Source organism: Streptococcus mitis (assembly GCF_003944325.1).
Lineage (GTDB): Bacteria > Bacillota > Bacilli > Lactobacillales > Streptococcaceae > Streptococcus > Streptococcus mitis_CW.
Map to the genome: position 1 here is coordinate 1 of NZ_RJPX01000044.1, position 14,876 is coordinate 14,876.

The following is a 14,876-nucleotide window of genomic DNA, read 5'->3' on the forward strand; positions in this document are numbered from 1 at the left end:
TGGAGACAGTAGTTGGGTCTTTTAGAATGGACTGTCCAATAGCTTTGAAGGTTTCACCGCGCTCTAAGCCCAGTTGGATATCATTACGGTCTGAAAGGGTAAGGTGTTTATGTTTTGTCATAGTGAGCCTCATTTCTAACTCAAACGTCTCATACTTAATTCCACCATAAAAATCCGTTTTAGACTAATTTCCACTTCGGCAAGTCAAGTGGAAGTTGCTTTGAGAAGTTACGCAATATAAAATAGAAATTGAAAAAAATAAATAGAAATTGAAAAAAATGCTAAAATTCGATATAATGGAGTGTTGAAAGGAATGGTAAAATCCAATGTAAAAATCATTCTTAGATATCGAAACAAGAAAAATAGAGAATCAAAGAAAGAGAACTTATGAATATTCAAGAAGAAATTAAGAAACGTCGTACCTTTGCCATCATCTCTCACCCGGACGCGGGGAAAACAACCATCACTGAGCAGTTGCTCTACTTTGGGGGCGAGATTCGTGAAGCTGGTACGGTTAAAGGAAAGAAAACAGGGACTTTTGCCAAGTCTGACTGGATGGATATCGAGAAGCAACGTGGGATTTCCGTTACTTCATCTGTGATGCAATTTGACTACGATGGCAAGCGTGTGAATATCCTCGACACGCCAGGGCATGAGGACTTTTCAGAAGATACTTATCGTACCTTGATGGCGGTGGATGCTGCGGTCATGGTGGTGGACTCTGCCAAGGGTATCGAGGCCCAAACTAAGAAATTGTTTGAGGTTGTGAAACATCGTGGCATTCCAGTCTTTACCTTTATGAACAAGCTAGACCGTGACGGTCGTGAGCCACTAGACCTCTTGCAAGAGTTGGAAGAAGTCTTGGGCATTGCTAGCTACCCTATGAATTGGCCAATCGGGATGGGGAAAGCTTTTGAGGGCTTGTATGACCTCTATAACCAACGCTTGGAGCTCTATAAAGGGGATGAGCGTTTTGCTAGTCTGGAAGATGGGGACAAGCTTTTTGCCAGCAATCCTTTCTATGAGCAAGTCAAGGATGATATTGAGCTATTAAATGAAGCTGGAAATGAGTTTTCAGAGGAAGCTATTCTGGCTGGAGAATTGACACCTGTCTTCTTCGGTTCAGCCCTGACAAACTTTGGTGTGCAGACCTTTCTTGAAACCTTCCTCAAGTTTGCTCCAGAGCCACATGGACACAAGAAAATAGACGGAGAAATTGTGGATCCTTATGACAAGGATTTCTCAGGATTTGTCTTTAAAATCCAAGCCAACATGGACCCTCGTCACCGTGATCGCATCGCCTTTGTCCGTATCGTATCAGGAGAATTTGAGCGTGGCATGAGTGTCAATCTGCCTCGTACTGGTAAGGGTGCTAAACTTTCGAATGTCACTCAGTTTATGGCTGAAAGTCGTGAGAATGTAACCAATGCCGTGGCAGGAGATATAATCGGAGTTTACGATACAGGAACTTATCAGGTTGGGGATACCTTGACAGTTGGGAAAAACAAGTTTGAGTTTGAACCGCTGCCAACCTTTACCCCTGAGATTTTCATGAAAGTTTCTGCTAAGAATGTCATGAAGCAAAAATCCTTCCACAAGGGGATTGAGCAATTGGTGCAAGAAGGTGCTGTTCAGCTCTATAAGAATTACCAAACAGGCGAGTACATGCTGGGAGCTGTAGGTCAACTCCAGTTTGAAGTCTTTAAGCACCGTATGGAAGGTGAGTACAATGCGGAAGTGGTCATGAGCCCGATGGGTAAAAAGACCGTTCGTTGGATTAAACCAGAGGACTTGGATGAACGGATGTCATCAAGTCGAAATATCTTAGCCAAAGACCGTTTTGACCAGCCAGTCTTCCTCTTTGAGAACGACTTTGCCCTTCGCTGGTTTGCGGACAAGTATCCAGATGTAGAGTTGGAAGAGAAGATGTAACTCAGTACCAACAATTGGAACTGAAGTTCCTAATTGTTGGACGCTAGCCGCTATTTTGCGGTCTAGCTAACTGCCTTACTAACTCATCGGCGAAAAATAATCGTTTTCGCCTCTTCGTGTCGTAATGTAAAAATTGTAAACCGCTATGGCGGCTTACCTAAACGCTTCACTAGGCAAAATCCACGAATGGTGTCGATTCGTAAAATTTTCCGTCGTAATGGCAAGGAAGCGAACTAGCTAACTGCCTTACTAACTACGTTTGGCAAATGGAATCGATTTACTAAGCCCTGTGTCGTAGTGTAACAATCGGCTTACCTAAATGCTTTGCCGTCATAATGGGAAGTAAGCTCCCTAAACATATGATGGGAATAAAAAAGAAATGAGACAAAGAATGAAAGAAGAGAAAAAAGCGATTGTCTTAGGTGCAGATAATGCTTATATGAATAAAGTTGAGACAACAATAAAATCCCTCTGTGTTCATCATGATAATCTTAAGTTTTATGTTTTCAATGATGACCTTCCGAGAGAATGGTTCCAATTGATGGAAAAAAGACTAGAGACTTTGAACAGTGAGATTGTGAATGTTCAGATTGACAGTAGTATTCTGAAAGATTATCGCCTACCCTTTGAGGGACTTTCTTACGCTGCCTTCTTTAGGTATTTTATCCCAAAGTATGTAAATGAGTCTCGTGTGTTGTATTTAGATTCGGATATTATCGTAAGAAAACCGATAGATGAGCTGTGGGACTTGGACTTGACAGATATCCCCTTAGCAGCAGTTAGAGATGATTTTTATACACATATTTTTAATTCTGGTTTTTTGTTAATCAACAATGACATGTGGAGAGCAGAAAATGTCACGCAAGACCTGATTGAGTTAACCAACCAATACCATCAAACAGATTATGGGGATCAGGGGATTTTGAATCGTCTCTTTGAGAATCGTTGGAAAGAACTAGAGCCTATCTACAATTTCATGGTAGGTATGGATACTATAGCTGATTTTTATGGAAAAAGTGACTGGTACCCACATGCTGAGTTACTGGAAGCTTCTGCAAAAATGATTCATTATACAGGTGAGAAACCTTGGCAACAAATTACGCTCAACCGTCTGAGAGAAGAATGGTGGTTTTACTATGGTTTAGAGTGGTCGGATGTCTTATTAAGGAAATTTTCCCTAGAGTCAGGCTATAGAGGACTGGTGAAAAAGGTACGAGCTCGTACAGCGGTTGTGACTATAACATTAGAGATGCCCCATCTAGAATTTCTTGTGAAGAATTGTCCAGACGTAGAGTTTCATCTTTTGGCGCCTACCAATTTTGCAGGATCTATTATGGCTCTTCAGGGATACACCAACGTAAGACTATATCCAAATTGCACGCTTTACAATGTAGATAGTGTTCTTTCCCAATTGGACTTCTATTTGGATATCAATGCTGGTCGTGAGATGTTTGATGTGATAAGTAAAGCTAAAGCAAGACAACTTCCTATTTTAGCATGGGATACAACGAATCGTGATACAGAATCATACAGCCAAATCGTCTCTGAAGAGAATCCTCAAGAAATGCTTGAACTCATTGAAAAGCTGCTATCGAAGCGATAGTCTTTAAGATTAGACAAAATCCATGTGGCATTAGTAACTATGAGAGATTGGTCTAGGAAATGTTACCTTCTTATTGGGAGTAAAAAGTATAGAAAGGGAATTGATGAATCAATTACAGGAAAATCAACTGGCTAAAAAAGCTATTATTTTATGCTTTGATAGGCCGTATTGTGAACAAGCTATTGTAACCATTAAATCTTTATGCGCGCATCAACGCGGATTACGAATATATGTATTTAATAAGGGGGATATTCCGCAAGAGTGGTTTGCTGCCCTTCAAGGATGGTTGAAGCCCTTTGATTCGGAAATTGTCAATATTCGTTTACCAGAGGAAGAGTTAGCGATGAGGCATTTTAATCTTCAGAATAGCGCCCATATATCTGCTACGAAATTTTTGATTTATTATATCGCAGACTATGTTAAGGAGGATATAGCGCTTTACCTAGACTGTGATCTTATCGTAACAGGAAATGTGGTTCATCTTTTGGACTATGATTTAGATGGTTATTACATAGCGGCGGTTAATGATAGTGAACTGGATCCTAGAACAAATAAGGATGTTGAATGGGAACTAAACTCGGGTGTGATGCTTGTTAATATCAAACGCTGGAAACGAGAAAATGTTCGCGATTGGTTGTTAAACTTATCTGAGGAACACTATAAAGAAGTAAGAAATGGTGAACAGTCTATTATGATTATGGCCTTTGGTCAAGAATGGTTACCGCTTGATGATACCTATAATTTTTTTGTAGGATATGATGTTTATGATAAAAGTGAATATAGACTTTCTCGTACAAGGTTAGTGGATAATCAATTACCTTTAGTGCTACATTATATAGGTGGCGAAAAGCCGTGGGGAACGATGAGCCGTAACCGATTTACTAGTCTATGGTGGTTTTACTATGGCTTGGACTGGTCAACGATTTTAAATACTCATCTATTTAACCTAGCCTTGTCAGAATATAATCACTCAATACTTCGTCCGAGATTAGTAGTTTTTACTACTGTTGAGGAATTAGAATGTTTAGACGAGCTTGTTCAGAGTTTACCTGAGTGTGATTTCGATATTTTTGCCCCAACTATGATGAGTAATGTTTTACTAGCTTATGGCCAGTATCCCAATGTTCACTTTTATCAAAGCTCTTTTAATCCGATAAAGTATGACAATGTATTAGAGACTGCACTAGCAGTGCTAGATATTAGCCAAGGAATGATCTGGCAAGACCCTATGGATATTGCATTGAAACTGAAGGGAGCAGTCCTTGCTTTCCCTCAGACCAATCATGTTGGAGAACAGGCACAAGTTTGTGAAACATCACAACTAATGGTGGATCAAGTAAAACAGCTGATAGCAGATAAGAAACATTTGAATATACTTTAGCCTATCGATAATCAGAGTCTAGCTATGAAACTCGGTGAACTCAAAAAATCCTTATGTTTATAGAACAAAAAAAATTGCTCTTAATTATAAATATGAAAAAAGGACTGTTCTGCTAATCAGAATGTCCTTTTTGTTCACAGTAGATTTGAATGATATTGTCAAGTAGCGTTTTATACTTATTCGAAATCAAAGAGTAACAAAAATGGTCAACTATTTGTTCTAATACTCTTCGAAAATCAAATTCAAACTACGTCAACGTCGCCTTGCCGTACTCAAGTACAGCCTGCGGCTAGTTTCCTAGTTTGCTCTTTGATTTTCATTGAGTATAAATCTATTAATTAGCATTTCAGTCTTATCTTAAGTCTAAAATTAGTATTTTGAGCTGTGCGACATAAGTATATACATTGGAATTTCTATCTCTTATAACCTCTACTGTATTTTAGTAAAGTAATGAAAGAGTTTTTAGTTTAGACTTTGATATATATGTATCGAAAGTCAAAAAAAGTAAAAAACTGATCATCTTAATGAAGACTTATGATATGTATCGCTTTAAGAGTTCATTTAAGGCCTCTATGAATGCAGTAATGTGTTGCTCAAAAACGTAACTTTAAGGAGAATATAAAAGAGATATTTCCATGATAGAACGTATATCTAAACTGTAAAAGCAAGTATTGAGACAAGATAAAATATAAAAATATGATAAAATATTAAATCGAGAATGAAAAAGCATAAAAAACAAATCAAGTTTTTATAAAATTTTTTGGGAATTTCTATTAAAATTTTGTAACAAAAATTTAATATTTCTCAATTTAATAATATAAAAACGTTTAAAAACTTAATTTCAAAGTCAAAAAAGGGCTTGGAATAATACTTTTAAGTGTATTTATAAAAATACGTGCAAATAACAAAAATATAAATGCAAATTACTTTTTTTTTTTTAGGCAAAAACGTTTTGTATACTGTTGAAAAAATTGACCTTAAAATGTATAATATAGTTTGGTATTTTATGACAAAATCCACATAAAAATGAATGGAAAGGAATCTAAAAATATGTTTTTTAGACGCCAAAACGGTGAATATAGAGAGACGGATCGTGTGACCCGTTTCAAATTGATCAAGTCTGGTAAGCATTGGTTGCGTGCCTCGACCTCTCAATTTGGACTCTTTAAAGTTTTACGAGGCGGTGTAGACGCTGCTCAAGTTGTGACAGAGGTTGTGGAAGAACATAGCTCAAGTACTCTGACAGGCTTGGACATCCTGAGAGGAATAGCGGCAGCGGGAACGGTGCTTGGGGGAGCGATGGCTACCCAAGGACATGTATATGCAAATGAGAATGTAACGGTTGAAAAAGAAGTGGGAGGAGAAAAACCTCTTGCCTTGAGAGATTCAGCGGTTCTAGGAACAGTAAAAGATAAGACAGAAGAAGGAGCTACAGCCTCTACTCAGTCAACTACTACTGGTCAGTCAGAATCAACCTCTGCTAGTCAGTCTCAAAGTGTATCAGAGAGCGCTAGTCAGTCTCAAAGTGTATCAGAAAGTGCAAGTCAATCCTTAAGTGAATCGGCTTCTCTAAGTGAATCAGCTAGCCAATCAGCAACAATTTCTGAATCAAGCAAGCCTGCAACTGCAGAATCCGTAGCCACAGCTTCTTCAGAGACTGTTGCAAATAGTACAACTTCTACTCGTAAGGAAGAGCCATCTGCAAATACAGTTCTTACGGATGCTATCAATCGTAACTTGAATGCGATTGCTCATATTGGTCAGAGCCTAGATAAACCTACTTCTGTAGAAAATAGTTTAACGACAGCAACAACAGATGCAGCAGTTGCAGCATCTGCAAATGAAACGGTAACAAAAAAAGCTGAAGAAGATCGTAAAAAACTTTCTAAGATTTCAGCATCTATGGGTGAATTCCTAGCTAAGTCTATTGGTTTGCCAAATACAGATGCAGCAGTTGCCAAGGTTAATGATGCCGTAACAGCTATCGAAGAAGCTCTTAAAAATCCAAATGCTGATCTGACAGCAGTTATCAAGCAAGCCAGAACAGCTGAAGCTTCTATTGCAAATGCGGTTCAACGTGCTACAAATGGAAAACGTAGTGCCTTGAATGGTAAGCAGATGGAACAGGGAGTTGGTTTCAGAGAAGTTGCGCCTGAAAATAGAAATCAAAACTTTGAAACCTCAACAGTTGGATATGTAGTATCGAAATCTGATGCGACTGCCCATAACTCTAAGGCTACTATCTATAAAGAAGGAACTTTCCTTTATGCGACTGAAGGAAGACAGGGAAATGAGCAGGCACCAGGAAGAAGCAATATTGCTACTCGTGTTTTGGTTCAAGACATTAAAAAGAATGTCTACATGAAAGCAACTCGCTCGGGTCAAACAACGAACTGGGAAGTTATTTTCAACGAGGGTGGAGAACCACACGATAATCCATATTTCTACTTTACTGTACCAAAAGGTCACACCATTACACAAATGAACTTCTATCAAAAAGATAGAGCAAGTGGAGCATGGAATCTTTTGGGTACTGGTAATAGAGATGATGCATTCCGTAAAAATAGTAAGCAAGGTGACATGCGTTGGGCCGTGGGGAATGCCGATAATAACGGTGGCTCCTTCTACTATAACGATGCCAGTGGTGTTGGGCCAGGCGGTGTCGGAAAAGGAAGTCTAACGTCTTTGGATGACTTTGCTCATAGAGACCCAGCGGTATTTTACCAAACAGATAAAATACCAGATTCTGTGAAAAAAGCAGGTGATTTTGCTTTCCAAACAATCCAAGATGCAACTAAAAACATCTATGCTATTCACCCTAGAGGTTCTGCTCGTCTAGAAGGATACCGTATCACGTATACAACGACAAGTCCTGTAGGTACGAAAGACTACTATATGGCTGGTTTCCGTTCTTTGGAAAACTCACGTCATAGAAACTTCATGCAGATGAACGGTTCTCAAGAACGTTATTATTTGCAATTGAAGAACGGTGTGCCAAATACCTTCCTAAAATGGGGTCGATTGAACGATCTTACCAGACCTAGTGGTCTTAATCAGATAGCAGAGGTTTATGACCGAGTAGATGGAAGAAAAACGGAAATCTCTAACGCAGCAGTTGACTATGCTATTAATGGACGTAATGAAAGTAGCGCTACTATCCAGTATAACGCGAATGAACGTTCTGGTATTAATCTTTCAAAAGGGAACTACACTTTAAGAGCAAATGTTCAAGGAGTTAGTGGTACTTATGATATTCCTTTCCGTATTGTAACCCAGGCAGATGTCTTTGAACCTGTCATTAATGAGGGACTTGTTTCAACTCAAATCGCTAAGGGTACACATCTACGTGACGCGGCATCAGTTATTCAAGGTTTTGACAATGTATCGTCAACTGTTGATAGATTTGCGATGCCAGATGATATGGACGGGTACAAAACACAAGTAAACCAAAGTAATAGTGGGGCGGCAGTTCTACCAAATACCAACCATGTTCGTTCTGGACAAAGCAATTCTCTTTCTAATTTAAATGTAACTTCTGTAAACTGGGTAGGGAATGATAGAGAGTTCGGTACAGGCAATAATGAAGAAATGGCTGTCAAAGCAACTGTTAATGGGAAAACAGTCTACCTAACCTTGCCTGAAACAATGGATAAGAGTAAGTTGGGTTCAATCCTGACAGATGCTGAAAAACGAGAAGTCTTGAACAGTCATGGTTTGACTAATGCAACCTTTGCAACTGGTAAAGTCGGATTGACAAAACAAATCCAAGTTATCTATAAAGATAATGAGGGCAGAGACTCTATTGATACGAAAGATGTTTTCTTCGAGAATGTCGTAAAAGAGAGAACACCAGTAGCTCCTCAAATTGATACACCAGTTGATGGTAGTGTCACAATCACTCCACAAGCAAATACTGACCGCATGAAGGTTTCTTATACTCCTTCAGATGCCAATGCTCCTACTAATTTCAGTGTAAATAAAGTTGGTAATCAGTGGCAAACGACGGATACACTTCCATCAGGAGTAACGCTTAATTCAAGTAATGGTGTGGTCTCTATTGCAGAACCAGAAGTGAAAGACCTTAGTCGTGTTACTGCAACAGGCTACAACTTCAACTCTGACGGAGCGACATCTAATGGAACAGCCCTAGCACCAGATACAGTTGTTCCAACTATCAAAAATATCACTGCTAATAAAGGCGCAACGATTGAAGGGCACAAGATTATCGTTTACCGTGAAGAAGCCTTTGATGTTGATGTCAACTTGACGGATAACAGCGGTAAGTTGGAAAAAGTCAAGGTAGATGATAGACAGACAACGACCTTTGATTTATCAACTTCTTTTGCAGTGAGAAATGAAGCACGCATCACAGATCCTTCAAAAGGAACCAATGTTGCCTTTACAGATAAAAGCAATAACTTGGGACGTGCTGGAAATGCAACAGACGCTAGTCCCTACAAGGTAAATATTGCAGGTCAAGTTGGTAGGGGTCAAACTGTCGCTGACAATGGTTCAACAGGATGGACTCGTTATATTTCTGGATATGATGCTTCTAGTTTAACCAATAATAATGCTGCTAATAACGATACAAACAATGCTTATGTCCGTATCGAGGTTCGTAAGCAGTCAGATAAGTATGTTCCTGCAGCTGCTACAAACGCTACACTGGACTTGCAAGCAAATGGTCAACTATCAGCCTACCAACCAGCAGAAGCATACATTACCAATAAATCTGCCTTGCCAGCAAAGGGGACAACTCCTGGAACTGCAATTAGCTACGCATGGAAGAATGGAGAAAATCCAACAGTTTCTAACGGACGCTTGACACGTACAGTTGTAGTAACCTATCCAGATGGTTCGACGGATGATGTGCCAGTTAACTTTACTGTAACTGATAATGTGGCACCGAAAGTGCAAGTCCAAGGTTATGATTTGCCAACCGCAGAACCAACCAACCCTCTATTTACTGTTTACAGAGGTGCAAACTTCAATCCAATGCTGAAAGCATGGGATAACTCTGGTAAAGTAACAAGTCTCAATATAGAAAATCTTCCTAGAGGAGTGGTGACGACTGGCTTTAACCAACAAACAGGTAAGACAGAGTCAAATAAATACTCAAATCGTCAGTTTTCAGGTAATGTTGCTAGTGACCAAACGCTCGGTGTGCATACAGCTAAGATTCATGCATCTGATGGTAGCAATACAGCAACTTACTACATGAAATATCGTGTGGTTGATGTAGTTAAGAAAAATCTTCCTAATAACAATGAAGTTTTGACTAACGTGAATACGCAACTTGGGGATGCCCATAATTATCTGGCGACTACAAATAATGGAACAGTCCAAGATGATACCTTCTTCCCACCAGGTATGAACTTTGAGTGGACTGGTAGTAATGGCGCGGCAATAAATGCTAATGAAACACTTAGCAATCCAGGTACATACACTCGTATCGCCAAGGCGGTCTTCCCTACAGACACCAAGAACCAAAATAGTGAAACCCGTACAACTTTTGCGGTTGATAAACAACAAACGGTTGTATTTAAGGTGAAACCATCAGCTCCAAGCGGTGATGTAAACAGTCAAAATGGTAATATTACGATTACACCAAAGGCAAGTGAGACAACCACTAACCGTGTCAGCGTAACCTATACGCCTACAGGACAGACAGCGCCTAGAACGATCGAAGCACAGAAAAATAACGGAAGATGGACGATTCCAGGTGCTCCTATAGGAGTGACAATCGATCCAAACACGGGTGTAATCACTCTTCCAGATAGCCTTGTTAAAGATGGTACAGATGTGACTTCTAGAGCAACTGCGGATGGTGTTACTAGTGATACTGACACAACACGTGCAATCGCAGTTGATACTACGCCACCAGTTATCAAAACATTTAAAAATAATGAAACAACTGAGACTACAAGATTTACTGTAACAGCAGGAGAGCCACTCTCTGATACAGATATCCAACTTAGTGTAACGGATGCAGGTGTAGGGGTCAAAGAAGGCTATCCAACAGTAGCTAATCTTCCAAAAGGTCTTCGTTATGAAAATGGTAAAATCGTAGGAACACCAGCTGTAGATCAAAAAGGGAAAACACTGAATACTAGGATTGCTGCACAGGATAAGAAAAATAATCCAGCAACCAAAGATATTGCCATCACTGTTCAAAGTCAAGCGGATAAGTATAGACCAGCAGCCAAAAACCAAACGGCAGATGGTGTTGGTAAATTCTATGCTGTTCAAGGCGAGACAGACTTGTCCCAACAAGATCCAAGAGACTTCCTTTCAGGTGATATCCCATCTAGTGCAACTGTAGCATGGAAAAATGTTGCAGACCAAACAGTAACTGACCCTACAACCAATAAAGTTGTACCGAAAGTATCTGAAGATGCAACAAACAAAACAGCTACTCTAGTCGTGACCTATGCAGACGGTTCGGTAGACGAAGTCAACTACAAGTATGATGTTTACAAAAAACTAGAAACCTACACAGAACACGGTTTAACAGGAACCTTCTACTCAGTATATGGCAAGACCAATAGACTGGGAGGTTTGACAAGTCAATATGTGAAGATTGGTGATTTACCAAGAGGAACGAAATGGGCCTACACTTACCAACGTAACAATGAAGGGGAACTAATCAACACAGGCTACAACAGTACCAACCTTGGTAATATCTGGCAACACGAGGATAAAAATGGAGTTCCAGGACGTCCTCACAGAACGACCTACACAGTCAATGCTCAATATCCTAATGGGCGTTTTGGAGCAGTGACGACAGAAAATCCTGCTTTGACATCTTCTGCTTCCTTTACCTTCAATGATTTCAAATACCAAGCAAAACAGGTATATGAGACTACTGTTGGTGATGTGGATTCCCTCAGATATATTATCGATGATGCCAAACAAGCTGTTGAACCAACCCCACAATCTCCAACTGCACCTGAAGCGACAACATTTACTTGGAGAGGTGGGAAAGATCAGCTAGTGACAGAGATTGCCACTCCAGGTATCTATGCTCACCGTGTAGATGTAGCCTTACCAGATGATTCAAGTCCAAACAGAAGACACGAAGACGATCCTCAGGTCCTCATCAAGGTCAAACCACAAGCACCAACTATCAAGGCTGATACAGTAACAGAAAAAGGTGGCTTGCCAGGCCAAGCAATCACGGTAGAAAATGCCATTCCTGGTGCAACGGTCAATATGACTGTCGCTGGAGTAGCGCTTGCTCCGAAAACAGCTAATCCAGATGGAACAGTAACCTTTACTAAGGAAGAATTGGCAGCAGTATATGCAGCAAATAATGGTGTTCTTCCACAGGGAACCAACAATGTAACAGTGACTCAGTCAGTTAACAAATCAAATCCTGCTAATAACAATCAGTTAGAGCCTTTGGTATCAGATGCTGCGACTGCAAGTATCACTGGTGAACGAGTTGCACCGCTTGTTAAGAGCAACACGGTTAAGGTATGGGATAAGGCAACCAATACATGGAAAGAACTGACACCAGTAACTGAAAACGGTTGGCCTACATATACCTTCTATGCAGGTGATAAACTTCAATTTGAAACGAAATTTACTGATAACAGTGGTAAGGTTGTATCATCTGAGGTTCGTATAGGAGACAACACAGGTAAAGTAACTACGAATATTCTGGATGGTCAATGGGGTACGACAACAAATACCATGATTTCTGGTGCTACTACCGCAACAGAAGATAGTCCAGCGACCGTAACAAATGTAACAAATGAAGGATCAATTAAACCAAATCTTGCCTATCGAGATTGGAGTATCACTCGTTCGATTACAGCGACCGATGCTCAGAATAACACTTCGGAGTTAGGTTCTACATTCCGTCTTAAACAAGGAAAACTGAGCGACAAGAACGCTAGTCTCAACCCAAGTCGTCTACTTAAAGTAGCGAATACAGATAGCCTTACTGAGCAAGACCAAACAGATATTAAGGCAGCAATTCGCACAGCGCATGATACAAGGGATGCTAAGGAAGCTGAGCGAATTCAAGATATTAGCATCCAAAATGGTGTTGTAAGGGTTACCTACAAGGATACGACAACACGTGATATCTCTGTTACAGACGTAGCTGTTTCCTTGAAGACGCCTGTTATTCAAAACATGACTGAGAAAGGTGGATTACCAGATCAGTCAATTACGATTACAGATGTTAAACCAGGTGCAACTGTAACCTTGAACGTTACCGAAGGAAATGCGACACGTTCATACACCAAGGAAGTTCCTGAAGGGGCAACAGAAGTTACATTTGGTAAGACAGACTTGGCTAACGAATATGACGCTAATGGTTTGTTTACTAAGAATGCGACCTTGACTGCTACCCAATCAGTTCCAGCAGGCGCAAACACAACTGACACCTTTACTTCAGAAGTTGGAAATGGTTCAATTACCAAAGAAAATCAAGCTCCAGAAGTTACATATACTCTTGAAATTAAGGATGCGACTGGTCAGTGGGTTCCAGCACCTAAGAAGACAATCATCCAAGGGCAACCAGATGGTTATGAAATCTTTGCTGGAGATGAATACCGATTTGTAGCTACTGCTAAAGATAACAGTGGTAAAATCAATAAATTCCTAGTTTCAGATAATAGACAAAAACAAACAAACTTCTTAGACTCTAGATTTGCATCAGGTGGATTGCTAGAGGGTGCAAACGTTCAGAAACCTACCTTCGAAGGTCCAGTTAAAGATGCTACAGAAACCAATCCTGCTACTGTAGAAACAACGGGTGTATATAATTCAGACCAAACTTGGGTACGTGGTAGTGGTTTAACAACAACGACTCCTGAGTATACAGCAAACCGTTGGACGCGTAGATTTATCACAAGAGACACGAATAGTAACGAAGCACAAACAGAAATCTTTATCGTTGCTCAAGGTAAATTGAGAGATAAATTCCCAGCTGTTACACCTCCGACAGTACCAGTAACCAATGCAACTGCCTTGACTGAAGAGGATAAGAAAGCTGTCATTGCTGCGGTGAAAGCTTCAAACCCTGAAGTTGCAAATCGTATTAAAGCGGGAGATGCTGGCTATAGCATATCTTCAGACGGTATTGTAACCATTACTTATAAAGATGGTACGCAGAATACGGTGAAACCAACTGTATCAGATGTGATTTACAAATCAATGTCTGCAAGTGCTTCAACTAGCCTATCAGCTTCTCTTGCTTACTCAGAGTCAGCTTCAACAAGCAACTCAGTGAGTGAGTCAGCATCTAAACTTACNTCAGAGTCAGCTTCAACAAGCAACTCAGTGAGTGAGTCAGCATCTAAAGTAGCTTCAGAGTCGGCTTCAACAAGCAACTCAGTGAGTGAGTCAGCATCTAAACTTACATCAGAATCAGCTTCAACAAGCAACTCAGTAAGCGAATCAGCATCTAAACGTGCTTCAGAAGTAGCTTCACAATCAGCTTCAACAAGCAACTCAGTGAGTGAATCTGCATCTAAACGTACCTCAGAGTCAGCTTCAACAAGCAACTCAGTAAGTGAGTCAGCGTCTAAAGTAGCTTCAGAGTCAGCTTCAACAAGCAACTCAGTGAGTGANTCNGCATCTAAACNTACCTCAGAGTCAGCTTCAACAAGCAACTCAGTGAGTGAGTCAGCATCTAAACTTACCTCAGAGTCAGCTTCAACAAGCAACTCAGTGAGTGAGTCAGCATCTAAAGTAGCTTCAGAGTCNGCTTCAACAAGCAACTCAGTAAGCGAATCAGCATCTAAACGTGCTTCAGAAGTAGCTTCACAATCAGCTTCAACAAGCAACTCAGTGAGTGAGTCAGCATCTAAACTTACCTCAGAGTCAGCTTCAACAAGCAACTCAGTNAGTGANTCNGCATCTAAAGTAGCTTCAGAGTCNGCTTCAACAAGCAACTCAGTAAGTGAGTCAGCNTCTAAACNTACNTCAGAGTCAGCTTCAACAAGC

General features: G+C 40.3%; 5 protein-coding genes. 4 read left to right on the forward strand and 1 reads right to left on the reverse strand.

Translation table 11 applies throughout. The features are described 5' to 3' along the window. Positions 1 to 121 (reverse strand): helix-turn-helix domain-containing protein (locus D8787_RS09900; RefSeq protein WP_142999765.1); only part of this gene is annotated, 121 nt, incomplete at its 3' end. Positions 122 to 387: 266 nt separating this feature from the next. Here D8787_RS09900 and D8787_RS09905 point away from each other — a divergent pair. From D8787_RS09905 to D8787_RS09920, 4 genes are all read left to right on the forward strand, one after another. Continuing rightward, complete coding sequence (locus D8787_RS09905) at positions 388 to 1,932, forward strand: peptide chain release factor 3 (RefSeq protein WP_125423385.1); 1,545 nt, start codon at positions 388 to 390, stop codon at positions 1,930 to 1,932. 391 nt (positions 1,933 to 2,323) lie between these two features. Continuing rightward, a complete protein-coding gene (locus tag D8787_RS09910) occupies positions 2,324 to 3,535 on the forward strand; it encodes a glycosyltransferase (RefSeq protein WP_125423388.1) in 1,212 nt (403 codons plus the stop codon). A gap of 103 nt (positions 3,536 to 3,638) precedes the next feature. After that, the gene (locus D8787_RS09915; protein WP_125423391.1) at positions 3,639 to 4,916 is read left to right on the forward strand and encodes a glycosyltransferase family 8 protein; all 1,278 of its coding nucleotides are present in this window, start codon (positions 3,639 to 3,641) and stop codon (positions 4,914 to 4,916) included. 1,050 nt (positions 4,917 to 5,966) lie between these two features. After that, the coding region (locus D8787_RS09920; protein ID WP_185776801.1) for an accessory Sec-dependent serine-rich glycoprotein adhesin at positions 5,967 to 14,876 on the forward strand (8,910 nt) is incomplete at its 3' end.